At 25.0% G+C, this 16743-nt stretch carries 22 protein-coding genes and 1 pseudogene; 4 read left to right on the forward strand and 19 right to left on the reverse strand.

What is annotated here, in order from left to right:
- Positions 1–7 precede the first annotated feature (7 nt).
- Positions 8–835, reverse strand: coding sequence for a DegV family protein (locus ACQH24_RS04075; RefSeq protein WP_425379370.1), 828 nt, complete (start codon positions 833–835; stop codon positions 8–10).
- A gap of 205 nt (positions 836–1040) precedes the next feature.
- Between ACQH24_RS04075 and ACQH24_RS04080 the strand changes: the two genes are divergently transcribed.
- The gene (locus ACQH24_RS04080) at positions 1041–2000 is read left to right on the forward strand and encodes a transposase (protein ID WP_425379371.1); all 960 of its coding nucleotides are present in this window, start codon (positions 1041–1043) and stop codon (positions 1998–2000) included.
- Between the two features lie 444 nt (positions 2001–2444).
- On the opposite strand, the gene ACQH24_RS04085 is transcribed toward ACQH24_RS04080, so the two are convergent.
- From ACQH24_RS04085 to ACQH24_RS04135, 11 genes and pseudogenes are all read right to left on the reverse strand, one after another.
- Entirely contained in the window at positions 2445–3404 is a 960-nt protein-coding gene (locus tag ACQH24_RS04085) for a transposase (protein WP_425379371.1), read from the reverse strand.
- 394 nt (positions 3405–3798) lie between these two features.
- Complete coding sequence (locus tag ACQH24_RS04090) at positions 3799–4215, reverse strand: agmatine deiminase family protein (protein ID WP_425379372.1); 417 nt, start codon at positions 4213–4215, stop codon at positions 3799–3801.
- Positions 4216–4522: 307 nt separating this feature from the next.
- Complete coding sequence (locus ACQH24_RS04095) at positions 4523–5197, reverse strand: transposase (RefSeq protein WP_425379373.1); 675 nt, start codon at positions 5195–5197, stop codon at positions 4523–4525.
- On the reverse strand, positions 5148–5339 hold the full coding sequence (locus tag ACQH24_RS04100; protein ID WP_425380691.1) for an IS1/IS1595 family N-terminal zinc-binding domain-containing protein: 192 nt from the start codon (positions 5337–5339) through the stop codon (positions 5148–5150). Before ACQH24_RS04100 ends, ACQH24_RS04095 begins: the two co-directional genes overlap by 50 nt.
- Positions 5340–5559: 220 nt before the next feature.
- Positions 5560–5952, reverse strand: a complete 393-nt coding sequence (locus tag ACQH24_RS04105) for a hypothetical protein (protein WP_425379374.1) — start codon at positions 5950–5952, stop codon at positions 5560–5562.
- A complete protein-coding gene (locus ACQH24_RS04110; RefSeq protein WP_425379375.1) occupies positions 5928–8369 on the reverse strand; it encodes a cation-translocating P-type ATPase in 2442 nt (813 codons plus the stop codon). The genes ACQH24_RS04105 and ACQH24_RS04110 overlap by 25 nt, the downstream gene beginning before the upstream one ends.
- A gap of 173 nt (positions 8370–8542) precedes the next feature.
- Positions 8543–9037, reverse strand: coding sequence for a hypothetical protein (locus ACQH24_RS04115; RefSeq protein WP_425379376.1), 495 nt, complete (start codon positions 9035–9037; stop codon positions 8543–8545).
- Positions 8982–9104 carry a hypothetical protein gene (locus ACQH24_RS04120; RefSeq protein WP_425379377.1) on the reverse strand — a complete coding sequence of 41 codons (123 nt, stop codon included), beginning with the start codon at positions 9102–9104 and terminating at the stop codon, positions 8982–8984. Before ACQH24_RS04120 ends, ACQH24_RS04115 begins: the two co-directional genes overlap by 56 nt.
- 198 nt (positions 9105–9302) lie before the next feature.
- Positions 9303–9359, reverse strand: a pseudogene (locus ACQH24_RS04125) (hypothetical protein); the annotation flags it as partial.
- Between the two features lie 18 nt (positions 9360–9377).
- Positions 9378–9503 carry a hypothetical protein gene (locus tag ACQH24_RS04130; protein WP_425379378.1) on the reverse strand — a complete coding sequence of 42 codons (126 nt, stop codon included), beginning with the start codon at positions 9501–9503 and terminating at the stop codon, positions 9378–9380.
- A 141-nt stretch (positions 9504–9644) separates the two neighbouring features.
- On the reverse strand, positions 9645–10220 hold the full coding sequence (locus ACQH24_RS04135) for a hypothetical protein (RefSeq protein ID WP_425379379.1): 576 nt from the start codon (positions 10218–10220) through the stop codon (positions 9645–9647).
- 152 nt (positions 10221–10372) lie between these two features.
- Here ACQH24_RS04135 and ACQH24_RS04140 point away from each other — a divergent pair, with 152 nt between their 5' ends.
- Positions 10373–11332, forward strand: coding sequence for a transposase (locus ACQH24_RS04140; protein WP_425379371.1), 960 nt, complete (start codon positions 10373–10375; stop codon positions 11330–11332).
- Positions 11333–11425: 93 nt separating this feature from the next.
- Here the strand turns inward: ACQH24_RS04140 and ACQH24_RS04145 are convergent, their stop codons facing one another.
- From ACQH24_RS04145 to ACQH24_RS04170, 6 genes are all read right to left on the reverse strand, one after another.
- Positions 11426–11713, reverse strand: coding sequence for a GNAT family N-acetyltransferase (locus tag ACQH24_RS04145; protein WP_425379380.1), 288 nt, complete (start codon positions 11711–11713; stop codon positions 11426–11428).
- A 242-nt stretch (positions 11714–11955) separates the two neighbouring features.
- Positions 11956–12111 carry a 50S ribosomal protein L33 gene (rpmG, locus tag ACQH24_RS04150; RefSeq protein ID WP_425379381.1) on the reverse strand — a complete coding sequence of 52 codons (156 nt, stop codon included), beginning with the start codon at positions 12109–12111 and terminating at the stop codon, positions 11956–11958.
- Positions 12112–12143: 32 nt separating this feature from the next.
- On the reverse strand, positions 12144–13544 hold the full coding sequence (locus ACQH24_RS04155) for a spiroplasma phage ORF1-like family protein (RefSeq protein WP_425379382.1): 1401 nt from the start codon (positions 13542–13544) through the stop codon (positions 12144–12146).
- 13 nt (positions 13545–13557) lie between these two features.
- Complete coding sequence (locus ACQH24_RS04160) at positions 13558–13794, reverse strand: hypothetical protein (protein ID WP_425379383.1); 237 nt, start codon at positions 13792–13794, stop codon at positions 13558–13560.
- Positions 13794–14156 carry a hypothetical protein gene (locus ACQH24_RS04165; protein ID WP_425379384.1) on the reverse strand — a complete coding sequence of 121 codons (363 nt, stop codon included), beginning with the start codon at positions 14154–14156 and terminating at the stop codon, positions 13794–13796. Before ACQH24_RS04165 ends, ACQH24_RS04160 begins: the two co-directional genes overlap by 1 nt.
- Positions 14149–15093, reverse strand: coding sequence for a hypothetical protein (locus tag ACQH24_RS04170; RefSeq protein WP_425380692.1), 945 nt, complete (start codon positions 15091–15093; stop codon positions 14149–14151). Before ACQH24_RS04170 ends, ACQH24_RS04165 begins: the two co-directional genes overlap by 8 nt.
- Positions 15094–15127: 34 nt before the next feature.
- Between ACQH24_RS04170 and ACQH24_RS04175 the strand changes: the two genes are divergently transcribed.
- Together ACQH24_RS04175 and ACQH24_RS04180 are read left to right on the forward strand one after the other, a co-directional pair.
- On the forward strand, positions 15128–15403 hold the full coding sequence (locus ACQH24_RS04175) for a transposase (RefSeq protein WP_425379385.1): 276 nt from the start codon (positions 15128–15130) through the stop codon (positions 15401–15403).
- 41 nt (positions 15404–15444) lie between these two features.
- Positions 15445–16236 (forward strand): IS3 family transposase, encoded by a 792-nt coding sequence (locus tag ACQH24_RS04180; RefSeq protein WP_425380682.1) that lies wholly within the window; start codon positions 15445–15447, stop codon positions 16234–16236.
- Here the strand turns inward: ACQH24_RS04180 and ACQH24_RS04185 are convergent.
- On the reverse strand, positions 16229–16522 hold the full coding sequence (locus ACQH24_RS04185) for a rolling circle replication-associated protein (protein WP_425379386.1): 294 nt from the start codon (positions 16520–16522) through the stop codon (positions 16229–16231). The two genes, ACQH24_RS04180 and ACQH24_RS04185, sit on opposite strands and share 8 nt — an antisense overlap.
- Between the last annotated feature and the right edge of the window lie 221 nt (positions 16523–16743).

Genomic DNA, 16743 nt, shown 5'->3' on the forward strand with positions numbered 1-16743 from the left:
ATTTATCTTAAAGTTCATTCTTTCAAACACCAAAAGCTAAAGTTTTTACGCCAGTATTGCACATAATTATTTTGGGCAATTTACTATATAAATTAATTTTAAAATCATATTCACTGATTATTTTTTTCATTTTTTTTAAAATATTTTCCTCAATGAAACCATATGCTACATCAATTTCTTTGACCTGATGAACCTTTAAATTAGTTAAAATATATTTTAAGGCTGCCAATAAACTACGATGTTTACTATCAAAAACAAGTTTTTCATTTTGCACTTTTATAACAAAATTAAATTTTAAAGTTTTAGCAAAAAAACCTTTTAATTTTGTTATTCGCCCTGAACGAATAAGATTATCTCATGATTTTGACAAAATATAACAATCATAATCTTGATTTTTATTATTTAATATCTGTTGGATTTCTTTACCTTCTTTATTTTCTTTAATTAATTTTTGAATCAGCATTACTTGCCGTTCCAAAATAATGCTAACACCATTTGAATCAATTACAAAAATACGGTCACTTAGTTCTAAATACTTTGTTGCTAATAAATACTGATTATATTGCCCAGATAAATTTTTTGCAAGCCCACAAATTATGACTTGATCATATTTAGTAAGTAAATTCTTAAGTGTTTCAATTATTTTTTCAAATGGAGTTTGGCTTGTTTTTAAAAAATTCTTATTAATTATTTCCAAGAATTTTTTATCAGTGAAATTTTTATCATCTTCAATAATTTTTAAATCTGGCAAAATAATTGGTAATGAAATTTTATATAAGTTATCATATGTTTTTCCAGTTCCATATGATGAATCTGTTAAAATTGCAATTTTCATAACTTTACCTCAAATCTTCTATTTAACTAATTATAACAATAATTAATTATTATTACATTATACAGTTTTTTAAAGATAAAGATAATTATAATTGATATCACAATAAAATTAGCTAATATAAACTTTAATTTTGTCGAAAACTCTTGATATTTATAGAATATATCTAATTTTAGGTATATTTTTAATATATAGAGGTAAATAATTGATGGAAAAAATAATTACAGAATTAAAAAACAGTTTTACAGATGATCAATTTTTAGAATTTGCTGAAAAAATAAAAAAAGAAGCAGAAGTAATCAAAAAACAAAAACGTTTAAATGAAATTGATCAAAAATTTAGAGATAAAGGCATTATATGTCCTGATTGTAAATCTTATCATTGTGTTAAAAATGGTCATAATCCCGAAGGAAAACAAAAATATTTATGTAAAAAATGTCGTGCTAGTTTTGATGCTTTTCGTCATCATTTTACTTATTGAAGTCATTTAAATTATGAACAGTGAAATTTATTAATTCAAATTTCATTATTAGGACAATCTAGTAAAATAATTTCCCGTTTTATTAAAACAACACCAAAAACTGCTTGATATAATCGTCAAAAATTAATGCAATCAAAACAATTAGAAAATACTCAATTAAAATTTAAAAAATTAAATGGTCAAATCCAAATTGATGAAACTTTTATTAAAGAAATCCATAAAGGTAATTTTAAAGATAAATTTGATAAACGAAAAACTCATCTTGATCCATTTTCAACTAATACCAAATGCTGTATTCAAATGGTAGTTGATAGCAATAATAATATTTTTGTTCAATCCACCAATACCAAACGATTACAAAAACAATGAATTATTGAAAATATGAATAAGCAATTAATTAAAGAAAAATCAATAATTATTTCTGACATGCAACCATTATATTTATTAGTAGCAAAACAAACAAATTCTACTCTATATTCTACCAAAACTAGTACAAACCCTGATACTAGTTATCGAAAGTTAAATAAGATTAGTAAATTACAATCCAGTCTTAAAGAAGCCTTAATTCATTATCATGGTTTGGGTTTCACTAATATTCAAAATTATTTAAATCTATGAAAATGAAAATACCAACATAAAGGTTTAACACCAAAACAACAATCAACGGTATTATATTTTAATGTTTAAAAAATTTAAAGCAAAATCATGATCTTAAACAAAATTATTTTTCAAATTGTCATATTGATGATTTTTTTATTTCATCAAGAGTTTTCGACAAAATTAAAGAATATAAATAATTTATTTAGAAATGTAATACATTCTATTTTTTCATATTTATCAGGTAATGTGTTAAATCAATATATTGTTTTCCCCACCCTTATTAATCTTTATTGCTGCTGTTTTTCGTTAGTCCTTCTTCTTTCTTTTTTAAAATATTTTTTAACAACTTTTATAATTGAAAGTTATCTTATCATTTATTTAATTTCCAGTATTATTTATTTCTTTGAAAAAGATGCTATAATAAATTAAATACTTTAATTTTGTCGAAAACTCTTGATGAAATAAAAAAATCATCAATATGACAATTTGAAAAATAATTTTGTTTAAGATCATGATTTTGCTTTAAATTTTTTAAACGTTAAAATATAATACCGTTGATTGTTGTTTTGGTGTTAAACCTTTATGTTGGTATTTTCATTTTCATAGATTTAAATAATTTTGAATATTAGTGAAACCCAAACCATGATAATGAATTAAGGCTTCTTTAAGACTCGATTGTAATTTACTAATCTTATTTAACTTTCGATAACTAGTATCAGGGTTTGTACTAGTTTTGGTAGAATATAGAGTAGAATTTGTTTGTTTTGCTACTAATAAATATAATGGTTGCATGTCAGAAATAATTATTGATTTTTCTTTAATTAATTGCTTATTCATATTTTCAATAATTCATTGTTTTTGTAATCGTTTGGTATTGGTGGATTGAACAAAAATATTATTATTGCTATCAACTACCATTTGAATACAGCATTTGGTATTAGTTGAAAATGGATCAAGATGAGTTTTTCGTTTATCAAATTTATCTTTAAAATTACCTTTATGGATTTCTTTAATAAAAGTTTCATCAATTTGGATTTGACCATTTAATTTTTTAAATTTTAATTGAGTATTTTCTAATTGTTTTGATTGCATTAATTTTTGACGATTATATCAAGCAGTTTTTGGTGTTGTTTTAATAAAACGGGAAATTATTTTACTAGATTGTCCTAATAATGAAATTTGAATTAATAAATTTCACTGTTCATAATTTAAATGACTTCAATAAGTAAAATGATGACGAAAAGCATCAAAACTAGCACGACATTTTTTACATAAATATTTTTGTTTTCCTTCGGGATTATGACCATTTTTAACACAATGATAAGATTTACAATCAGGACATATAATGCCTTTATCTCTAAATTTTTGATCAATTTCATTTAAACGTTTTTGTTTTTTGATTACTTCTGCTTCTTTTTTTATTTTTTCAGCAAATTCTAAAAATTGATCATCTGTAAAACTGTTTTTTAATTCTGTAATTATTTTTTCCATCAATTATTTACCTCTATATATTAAAAATATACCTAAAATTAGATATATTCTATAAATATCAAGAGTTTTCGACAAAATTAAAGATTAAATATACTTAAAAATATTTGTTTTATATTTATAATAACCTTATTACTAAAATTAACAATTGCTGATTGGCACAAGAAAATATAGTAATTTTGGTGGGGTGGTTGGGTTTTATAATGAAAGGCAACATTTTAATGAAAAAAATTATAATTTTAGCAACAAGTGCAGTTTTGACAACAAGTACAATTTTAACAACAACAGCGGAAGACTTTACGATTAAAAACGTAGATATGTAGAATAAAGGATGAAGTAGGACAAAAAAACAACCCTTTAATAAGAGTTGTTTTTTTGTCCTACTTCATCCTTTATTCTACACAACTTTATAATCTCATTTAAAATCAGGCTGATTCATTATTGGCATGTTTTTCATTCCTCAACCATTAAATTGAAAATTAACGGCTCGACATTGACCGGCTTTATTAATAACATAAAAAGGAGCCATATCTCGAATCCAACTATCAAAGTAGTTAATTTCTACTAATTCAACTTTTTCATCAAGCATTGCTCGGGCTTCAGGCAAATCTTCTTTATTTACCCCCATTTTAACTGGTTCATATTTACAAATTGTATTAGCAATTTTAGCAAATGTATGTCGGGCTGGTTTACAATTCTGATGTCAATTATCTTTCATCCGTGGTCATAACATTCACGTGCTCCGGTGGGACAGCGATTCAATTGGCATATAAAAATCATCTTGTTGTGGTATTGTTGTCAATAATTTGCTCACTATTGATTTCCTCCTTCAATTCTTTTAGTCCTGTTCTGATAGATTAAATCTAAATTTAGTAGCATTCAATTCTTTTTCATTATAAAAATCAGCTCCAAGTATTTTTTGATGAACATTATCTAACAAATAAAAAATGCCCTACGGAAGGGCATCTGATTTATATATCATCATTATAACAAATATTCTTAATTTTAAAATTAATTGTTTTCTTTAATTTTGTCGAAAACTCTTGATGAAATAAAAAAATCATCAATATGACAATTTGAAAAATAATTTTGTTTAAGATCATGATTTTGCTTTAAATTTTTTAAACATTAAAATATAATACCGTTGATTGTTGTTTTGGTGTTAAACCTTTATGTTGGTATTTTCATTTTCATAGATTTAAATAATTTTGAATATTAGTGAAACCCAAACCATGATAATGAATTAAGGCTTCTTTAAGACTCGATTGTAATTTACTAATCTTATTTAACTTTCGATAACTATTATCAGGGTTTGTACTAGTTTTGGTAGAATATAGAGTAGAATTTGTTTGTTTTGCTACTAATAAATATAATGGTTGCATGTCAGAAATAATTATTGATTTTTCTTTAATTAATTGCTTATTCATATTTTCAATAATTCATTGTTTTTGTAATCGTTTGGTATTGGTGGATTGAACAAAAATATTATTATTGCTATCAACTACCATTTGAATACAGCATTTGGTATTAGTTGAAAATGGATCAAGATGAGTTTTTCGTTTATCAAATTTATCTTTAAAATTACCTTTATGGATTTCTTTAATAAAAGTTTCATCAATTTGGATTTGACCATTTAATTTTTTAAATTTTAATTGAGTATTTTCTAATTGTTTTGATTGCATTAATTTTTGACGATTATATCAAGCAGTTTTTGGTGTTGTTTTAATAAAACGGGAAATTATTTTACTAGATTGTCCTAATAATGAAATTTGAATTAATAAAATTTCACTGTTCATAATTTAAATGACTTCAATAAGTAAAATGATGACGAAAAGCATCAAAACTAGCACGACATTTTTTACATAAATATTTTTGTTTTCCTTCGGGATTATGACCATTTTTAACACAATGATAAGATTTACAATCAGGACATATAATGCCTTTATCTCTAAATTTTTAATCAATTTCATTTAAACGTTTTTGTTTTTTGATTACTTCTGCTTCTTTTTTTATTTTTTCAGCAAATTCTAAAATTGATCATCTGTAAAACTGTTTTTTAATTCTGTAATTATTTTTTCCATCAATTATTTACCTCTATATATTAAAAATATACCTAAAATTAGATATATTCTATAAATATCAAGAGTTTTCGACAAAATTAAAGATTGTTTTTGTTTTTATCATTTTTATAACGATGATGTCATCAAAAATAAAGGATATCCGTTAAGACAATTAATGTGACTGGAATCATTGCCATTGCTAAACAAGATGGCACAAAATATCAATTACTTTTAGTATAAACTTCTAAATCGTTAAGGTTTAATACTTTATTATTAATTCACGGAATAAATAACATAATGATATTTAAAAGGACGGCTCCAATTGCGGCAAAAATTAAAGGACGGTTAATAATTGGTTTAAAATGTTGTTTTATTTTTCAATTTGATAAGGTAACAGTATTAACAAACATACTTGGGGCACATGTTAAAGCAATAAACATTCCTGTCCGTCCAAAATCTGAAATTTCTAATTTCATTTCAACACTAATCATTGGGTCCCGACTTCGTAAAAAATAAAAAACTGTTTGATAACCATAACTTTGATAGGCCTCAGCTGGGACAAAAACTCATCCCAAAGTAATAAGCTCCAATACAAAACACTACTTGTTAAAATTGTAATTCGGAAAATTGGTCCTCAAATATTTCGAAAGAGAGGATTTTTACCTTGAATTGGTTTAATTCGCATTAAAGTATCATCATTGTCTCCCATTCCAATACAAATTGCCAAAATTGATTCAATTACTAAATTCATTCATAAAATATCAGTTGCTTCAACTGGCGAAACATGATTAAGCAAGGATAAAATAAAAATTGATAAAACATTAGCTAAATTAACCCCAATTACAAAGGTAATTGCCCGGCGAATTTTTTGATAAACATTTCGTCCTTCATTAACACCTTTAATAATTGTTTCAAAATTATCGTCGGTTAAAATAACATCAGCTGCTTGTTTAGCAACATCCGTTCCGGTAATTCCCATTGCTACCCCAATGTCAGCTTTTACTAAACTTGGCGCATCATTAACCCCATCACCAGTCATGGAAACTAAATATTGTTTTTGCTGCAGCATATTTACAATCCGAACCTTATGTTCCGGATTAACTCGTGCAAAAACCTTAATTTTATCAATAATACGAATTAACTGATTATCATTCATCGCATTTAATTGTTCAGAAGAAATGACTTCATATTCTGAATAAGCTAAATTTAATTCTTTCGCAATAGCCAAAGCAGTTGTCGCATGATCACCAGTAATCATTACAACTTTAATCCCTGCCGCGTGGGCTTTTTTAACTGCTTCAATGGCAGATTGCCGGACCGGATCAATCATTCCGACCGCTCCTAAAAAAATTAAATTCGTTTCTAACGCTTCTGGATCTTGTTCCTCATCAAAATTGGTGGTATTATAAGCAAAAGCTAATACCCGTAGTGCTTGTTGCGATAAATCATCCGCTAATTTTAATAAAGCTGTTTTGTGATCAGCTGTTAATGTTAAAATTTCATTTGCCAACATAATACGATCACAATGCTGTAATAAACTATCTAAGGCCCCTTTTGTAAAAGTTGTACTGACATTATCAACAAGGTTTAATGTTGACATTAATTTTCGTTCTGAATCAAAGGGAACTTCATCAATTCGTTCTCATTTATCCCGCGAATCTTGTTCATCATAGGCAAATAATTCTGCATAATCAACTAGCGCTAATTCAGTTGGATCCCCAATTCGTTCTTTTGCTTCGGTGACACTATCATTACATAAAACTAAAGCTTTTAAAAATAAATCTTGGTGTTGATCATGGTTAGTTATTTGGTATAATTCTGCATTGATAACATTATTATTCATAATTATTTTTTTAACCGTCATTTTATTTTCAGTTAAAGTTCCGGTTTTATCCGTACAAATTACATTAACACTGCCAAGTGTTTCCATACTTGCTAATTTTTTAACAATAACATTTTGCTTTGCCATCCGTTTTGTTGAAAAAGACAACGTAATTGAAACAACGGCAGCTAATGATTCCGGAATAACTCCAATTGCTAAAGTAATTGCTACCATTAAATAATTTGTTCACCCACTTTTATTGCCACTAAAATATAAAGCGATAAAAATAATAATTGCAATAACAAAACTTAATCCCGCAATTCAATATGAAAATTTTGTTAATTTCTTCTCTAAATTTGTTGAGCTTTCTTCTGTTTCATTAATCGTAGTGGCAATTTTTCCAATTTCAGTTTGTTGTCCAATCTTAATTACAACCCCAATTAGCCGTCCAGCTGTTGTAAAAGTCGACATAAAAGCAATATTTTTCATTTCGGCTAAAATTGTTGTTGGTTCAATCACTTCGGCCGTTTTATGAACGGGGACACTTTCGCCTGTTAAAATTGATTCATCAATAAAAACATCTGATTGTTCAATAATTCGTAATTCAGCAGGAACATATTTTCCTGCTTCTAAAATAACAATATCACCAATTGTTAATTCATGGGCTGGAATTTCTTGTTGGAGATCATTTCGAATTATAACTGCTTTGGGTTTAGAAAATGATTTTAAAGCTGCCATTGATTTACGGGCTTTTACGGTTTGAATTGTTTCTAAAATAGCATCAAGGAGCACAATTGCTCCAATAACAGTAAAATCAACAAAAAATTCACCTTTTAAGTGTCAGTTATTGCCAATCATTGGAGCAATCACCGAAATAACGGCGGCGGCAATTAAAATTAATTGAATTGGTTCAACTAAAGCTTTTCCAAAAATAATATATCAAGGCGTTATTTTTCCTTTTGGTAATTCATTTTTACCATATTGTTTTTGTCGTATTATCACTTCGCTAGTTGTTAAACCAGTTTCAAAATTAGTTTGTAAAGAAGATTCTAAGTTGCTATTGTTTTGGGATATATATTCTTCCATTATGTATAACCTTTCTATTTATTTGCTTTGCTAATCATTATACCTGAAAAAATATTATTTTCCCAAAATATTTCTTTAATTTTTGTCGAAAACTCTTGATGAAATAAAAAAATCATCAATATGACAATTTGAAAAATAATTTTGTTTAAGATCATGATTTTGCTTTAAATTTTTTAAACGTTAAAATATAATACCGTTGATTGTTGTTTTGGTGTTAAACCTTTATGTTGGTATTTTCATTTTCATAGATTTAAATAATTTTGAATATTAGTGAAACCCAAACCATGATAATGAATTAAGGCTTCTTTAAGACTCGATTGTAATTTACTAATCTTATTTAACTTTCGATAACTAGTATCAGGGTTTGTACTAGTTTTGGTAGAATATAGAGTAGAATTTGTTTGTTTTGCTACTAATAAATATAATGGTTGCATGTCAGAAATAATTATTGATTTTTCTTTAATTAATTGCTTATTCATATTTTCAATAATTCATTGTTTTTGTAATCGTTTGGTATTGGTGGATTGAACAAAAATATTATTATTGCTATCAACTACCATTTGAATACAGCATTTGGTATTAGTTGAAAATGGATCAAGATGAGTTTTTCGTTTATCAAAATTTATCTTTAAAATTACCTTTATGGATTTCTTTAATAAAAGTTTCATCAATTTGGATTTGACCATTTAATTTTTTAAATTTTAATTGAGTATTTTCTAATTGTTTTGATTGCATTAATTTTTGACGATTATATCAAGCAGTTTTTGGTGTTGTTTTAATAAAACGGGAAATTATTTTACTAGATTGTCCTAATAATGAAATTTGAATTAATAAATTTCACTGTTCATAATTTAAATGACTTCAATAAGTAAAATGATGACGAAAAGCATCAAAACTAGCACGACATTTTTTACATAAATATTTTTGTTTTCCTTCGGGATTATGACCATTTTTAACACAATGATAAGATTTACAATCAGGACATATAATGCCTTTATCTCTAAATTTTTAATCAATTTCATTTAAACGTTTTTGTTTTTTGATTACTTCTGCTTCTTTTTTTATTTTTTCAGCAAATTCTAAAAATTGATCATCTGTAAAACTGTTTTTTAATTCTGTAATTATTTTTTCCATCAATTATTTACCTCTATATATTAAAAATATACCTAAAATTAGATATATTCTATAAATATCAAGAGTTTTCGACAAAATTAAAGAAATATTTTAAAATTTGAATGGAAAATAAAAAAATGATTTTAAATTATTAAAATCATTTTATAAATTTTTATGACGTTTAATACTATTATCCCCTTTTAAGTGAAGATTAGTAAAATAAGGATTTACTCATTTGATAACCCCTTGCCCCATTCGATTGTAAATTTGAGCAGCATTGCGTAATGCATTAATTCTTTGTTTTGTTAATTCTAATAAATTATTTTTACGGGAAAAAGACTGTTTGTTAATATTATTTCGGACATGAAGGGGTTTATTATTTTGTTTTGTTAGAGCTGGTTTTATCGTTGGTCTTGTTCTTTGTTTGGTTATTGGTTTTGTTTTATTGATTGGTTTTTGTTTTGCCGCGGTTTTTGTTTGGAACTTTCCAACTTGATATAATTGGATGCTTTGAATTTGATGTGGTTTATATTTTGGTGGTGATTGATAATGCCGGAAAAAATTAGATTTCATATTATGTTGTTTACGAAGCAAAGCAATAATTACCGCTTTTTGATGCAATGTTAATTCTGTTTTGGTATTTAAAATCCGTTCAATCGAAAGAAAACTTAATTTTAAAGAATTTAAAAAGTTAAAAGCTTTTAATGTTTTTGCATCCAAATTTATCTTTGTCACCATCATTAATTCCTTCTTTTCCTTCTAATACAAATTATATCCTCTTTAACCTAAATTAAAAGTATTTCTTCACTTTAATTTTGTCGAAAACTCTTGATATTTATAGAATATATCTAATTTTAGGTATATTTTTAATATATAGAGGTAAATAATTGATGGAAAAAATAATTACAGAATTAAAAAACAGTTTTACAGATGATCAATTTTTAGAATTTGCTGAAAAAATAAAAAAAGAAGCAGAAGTAATCAAAAAACAAAAACGTTTAAATGAAATTGATCAAAAATTTAGAGATAAAGGCATTATATGTCCTGATTGTAAATCTTATCATTGTGTTAAAAATGGTCATAATCCCGAAGGAAAACAAAAATATTTATGTAAAAAATGTCGTGCTAGTTTTGATGCTTTTCGTCATCATTTTACTTATTGAAGTCATTTAAATTATGAACAGTGAAATTTATTAATTCAAATTTCATTATTAGGACAATCTAGTAAAATAATTTCCCGTTTTATTAAAACAACACCAAAAACTGCTTGATATAATCGTCAAAAATTAATGCAATCAAAACAATTAGAAAATACTCAATTAAAATTTAAAAAATTAAATGGTCAAATCCAAATTGATGAAACTTTTATTAAAGAAATCCATAAAGGTAATTTTAAAGATAAATTTGATAAACGAAAAACTCATCTTGATCCATTTTCAACTAATACCAAATGCTGTATTCAAATGGTAGTTGATAGCAATAATAATATTTTTGTTCAATCCACCAATACCAAACGATTACAAAAACAATGAATTATTGAAAATATGAATAAGCAATTAATTAAAGAAAAATCAATAATTATTTCTGACATGCAACCATTATATTTATTAGTAGCAAAACAAACAAATTCTACTCTATATTCTACCAAAACTAGTACAAACCCTGATACTAGTTATCGAAAGTTAAATAAGATTAGTAAATTACAATCGAGTCTTAAAGAAGCCTTAATTCATTATCATGGTTTGGGTTTCACTAATATTCAAAATTATTTAAATCTATGAAAATGAAAATACCAACATAAAGGTTTAACACCAAAACAACAATCAACGGTATTATATTTTAACGTTTAAAAAATTTAAAGCAAAATCATGATCTTAAACAAAATTATTTTTCAAATTGTCATATTGATGATTTTTTTATTTCATCAAGAGTTTTCGACAAAATTAAAGTTTCTTCATAAAAAATGTTAAAATTTCTTGTCCTTGATAAATGTGTGAATTTTTTTTAATTGCACTATAATGATGTTTTTGAAAGAAACTAACCGCTGGTAAATAAGCATGAACAGTAACATCTAAAAAACCATATCCTTGCGCTATTTTTTCTAATTGGTATAATAACTTTTGTCCAAAATATCAGCCTTGATACTCTGGATCAACATACAATTGCGTAATTTTGTTTTGTCTAAAAGAATATGCACCATAAGCTAAAATTTTATGTTCAAAAACAATCACATACCCGATTTCCTGACTTAATGTTTGGCAAAAATCAGCCCCTTGATATTCTTGTAAAATGGCATTTTGCTCTAATAAACTATAATCATTAATGTCAATATTTGTAATTGCTTTTTTTTCGGATTGCTTTAATTTGCTCTTGATCTAAAATTGTTGCTTGCCGCATCATCATTATGTGCTCCTTTTTTTAATCATAACATAAAATTTGCTAATAAATTAAATGATAAAAAAATAGTTTCTGATTAGGAACTATTTTTTTCTTTATGTAAAGTATGTTGGTTACATTTTGAACAATATTTTTTCACTTCTAATTTTTCTTGTTGTTTCTTTTTATCACGTTTTGCAATATAGTTTTCTTCTTTACATTGTTCGCAACGTAAAATTATTCCTTCACGCACCACCTTACTAGTTTTAATAACAATATTATATACTAAAAATATCGTAATAAACCATTAACCATTGCTAACACCAAAATAGAACTTAACATAATCTTAAATGTAATATCAAAAGCAAACAAATTACCAATATTATTAAATAAATCTGTTACATTACCAAATACATGTACTATACCACTAACAAAATTATAAACATCTTTCATACCAGGCAAATTGTTAACTAATCAAATACCTGCATTCTCAACGTGACAAGCAACATTATACCAACTACAATTTTTATAAGGTATATTCCAAATATCACCACCATTAATCTCATTGTTTCAATCATTAGAATTATAAAGACTAAAATTAAAACCATTAATTGAAATAGAACTACTTGCAATATTAGTAGTATTAAAAGTAATTAAATTAAAACCTTGATACTTTGAGTTATCTGTCATATCTAAAAACTTTATTGATTGAGTATACAAATCATTATTAGAAGGTAATATGTCAGTTTGATATTGTCAATTTGAAAAAAAAGAATAATAATTTTGGTTAACATTTATATTATAAGCATTATACAAATTAACTCTTGGGTTTAAATAAGTTTCTAATGAATCAGGAAATCGTAAAATATTAAAAAGCATTGATTTTGGATATAATAAAAAACCATTTTTTACAAAAAAAACAAAACCAGTATTAGAACCAGAAGAATTAAAATAAATAAATTCTTTAAAATTAGAAATATCAAATATAACTCTCAAAACATTAGAATAAAAATAATCTAAAAGTTGAAAAAAACTTTGTAAAGAAAAAGTATCCTGCTTAATATCATTAATAAAATATTGAGAATTAAAGCTTTTAATAATATCATTATTAATTAAATTTTTATAATTAGAGTTAAAAATTAAATAATTCAAATCAAAATGTCTATAACTTTGATTAGCAACAATAGGAAAAAATAAATATGGAATTATATCAATATTAAAAAGAAAATCATATTTTATATCATTTTTATAAACAGAAATTTTTAAAAATCGCCCAGTATTATCACTATCTAAAATTAATTTTCCTTGTCAACTCTTAGAAGCATCCTGTGAATTTCAAGTAATTTCATAGCTCCTATAATTAATTTTAAGATCATTAAATCAATAATTACTATCGTTTTTGTCAACACTTTCACCTTCTCATTTTCCCAAATCAATACCAAAACTAAATGCATAATTACTAGGATCTAAACCTTGCATAAAATAATCTTGTCGTAACATCAAAGAAGATTGAAAATCATATTCATTTGCTTTTGCATAAGTCAAATCAGTAAAATTATCATTATTTTTTAACTCAAATTTATAAACATTATTAAAATAATTTGTAGTTATAGTACCACAAAAAAGAAATAATCAGCCAAACATTAAATAAAAAATAAAAAATATATCTAATAATCGTTTTTGCATTATTTTAACCTCCTTAAACAATAAAAATAATTCTAATACCCATAATAATAATTCCAAATGCCATATATAACTGAAAAATAGGGTGTGTTGCAATAATAAATAACTGTGCCACTAATTTATAAAAATCATTAACAGACTCTAAATAATGTTTAACAGTAGCAAAACCCAAATCTGTTGCCATTACAATATTAGCAATAAAACCAAAACCAACAGTTAAACCAATAACAAAGAAAAATATTAACTTTACCATTATTTATCATTATCCTTATTTGTTTTTGCTGACATTCTTGCCTTTTTATTTGCTGAACGAGTACCAACATAATTACCAAATTTTTTACCAGATTTATACGAAACCGAAACAGTCCCTTTAATACCTTTGGCAATACTTGAACTTGCTTCTAAACTTGCACGAGAAACTGAACTCAAACCACGAGAACTATTAACTAATAAAAAAATTACATTTATAACACCGCCAATTACTCATAACACAAATAAAGGAATATCAGTACCAGGCAATTTTAATGCTCACATTCAATCCATAATTTTCATAAAAATATCAACTACAACATTAATAGCACCATTCCATACATCATTAGCAAATAAATTAATCATTATCTAATTCCCCCAAATTTTTTAATAAATGTTCCATACCCATTTCTCGCAATTCATTAATAGTAATATCTTTTTTAACAATACTAGGTCAATTTTGCTTAATATAACTTGGTACTTTATCATTTTTTAAATCACGCACAAATTTTAAATATTTACTATCATACTGACTTGCAATAGATAAAGGAATTGTTATTTTAACAAAATTAATTCCTAAATCTTTATTAGATTTTTTACGAACTCTTTTACCGTTTGCAGTTCGTTTAACTGTTTCAGTTTTTCAAACTAAATAATCGTCTATATCATCAAAAAAACCTATTTTCATTTTAAAATACGGAAAAAATATACTAGGTTTAATACATTGCATAGGAACAATAATCATATTAGTAATTTCCCTATATTCAATTCAATTTTGATTAATTCTCTGACCAGCAAAAATAATATTATTATCAAACTGTCTACATAATAAAAAATAAGGAATTAAACCGCTAAATTTTTTATTATTCTCATCAGGTCTAGCACCATTCATATATAAAAAAATTTCATCGAATAAAACCAAACTATCATTTGGAGGTATCTTATAATTTTTATTTTTAAAGTCTAAATGATTTAAACCTAAAACTCCTATTTTTTCATCATTAATAAAATAATTAGAATAAACATTATCAAATTTAGCAATTTGAGATAAATAAGTCATTAATAAAGTTTTACCAGTACCCAAAGCACCATTAATAATTGAAATTGGACTACCTTTAACAATTTTAACTAATTTTCTTGTCTGAAAAAAATTACTAAATAAACGTCAGAAAAAAATAATATCAAAAATTACTAAAAAAATAAAAAAAATAATATCCAAAACTGAGGTAGAACTAAAATATACAAATTGTAAATTGAAACATGGATAGGTTAAGATAAATTGGACAACAATAATGTAGAATAAATATTTATAATTAAATTACAATGGAGGTGTAATTATGGCAAAGAATCATTATACCGATGAATTTAAGCAACAAATTGTTGGTCTTTACAAAATGGGTCAAACTCCTGAACAATTAGCCAATGATTACCAAATTGGTAAATCTACTGTTTGGAAATGAGCTCACCAATTTAGTAACTCGGACTCATTTAAAGCTAAAGACAATAGAACGCCAGAAGAAAACGAATTAATTCAATTACGTAAAAAAGTTAAACAATTAGAAATGGAAAATGACATTTTAAAGCAAGCAACACTGATAATCGGCAAAAAATAGCAATCATTAAAAATAACAAAGCAAAATATCCAATTATTAATTTATGTAAAACATTGAAATTGGCTAGATCAACATATTACTATCAATTAAAAGCAAATAATCCCAAGAATAATCAAAACATTGATAATGCTGTTATCAGTATTTTTCTAAAAAGTCGTAAAAATTATGGAACAAGAAAAATTAAAATCATGCTAGCTCAGCAAAATATTATATTATCTCGTGTAAAGATTAGTAAAATAATGAGAAAATATAACTTAATTTCAAATTATACAAAAATCAAATACAAACATTCAAATACAAGCAATGTTACATATAAATATAATAATTTATTAAATCAAGAATTTAATAATTATAAACTACATGAAGTTGTTGTCAGTGATTTAACATATGTTTTTATTAATAATAAATGATATTATGTTTGCTTTCTAATTGATTTATTTAATCGTGAAATTATTAGTTATGATGTTAGTTTACACAAAAATGCAAAATTAGTTAAAAATACCTTTAATAAACTTAACTTTACATTAAATGATATTAAAATATTTCACACTGATCAAGGTAGTGAATTTAACAACAATCTTATTTATAACTTTTTAACTAAAAATAACATTCAAAAGTCTTACAGTAAACCAGGTTGTCCTTATGACAATGCTGTTGCGGAATCAACATACAAAATTTTTAAAACTGAATTTATTAAAAATAATAAATTTAAAAACATTGAGCAGTTTAAATTAAAATTATTTGATTACATTAATTGGTACAATAATATTCGAATTCATAGCAAACTAAATTATTTAACACCAGTAAAATACAGAAATTATTACTCTACATAAAATTTGTCCAAAAAACCCTTGCCATTCCACCAACAACTTTTAATCAATAGGGGATTGCTAATTCTAAATATCTATCAATAATTAAATGATAATGAATTGCTCCTCGTCGTTGATATTCATAAACACGAACATATTTAAAATCACCACCATAACGATACTGTAATTTTTGAATTCATTTTTTAAAATATTTATTTGCTTCTATAACATCATTAATATTTTGTTTAAAGGTTATTATTATATTAATAAAAAAATGTAAGAATAGGTTATCACGACTACTCTTACACAATAATATTAACAAGAATTTAAGAGGTTCGAAATCTAAAATCTTATTAATTTATAAATGAAAATGGTTTTTTGAATAAAGATACTTATGGTTTTAATGCTTTATTCTATTTAATTATATCATTTTTATTATTTTTTTATTTTTCAATTGTGATACTTAATTTAATCAAGTAAGGGGCGTTGCCCCCTGTCGCTACGCGACATTCACCCACTAGTAAGGTGGTG

Source organism: Spiroplasma endosymbiont of Stenodema calcarata (assembly GCF_964031205.1).
Taxonomy (GTDB): domain Bacteria; phylum Bacillota_I; class Bacilli_A; order Mycoplasmatales; family Mycoplasmataceae; genus Spiroplasma.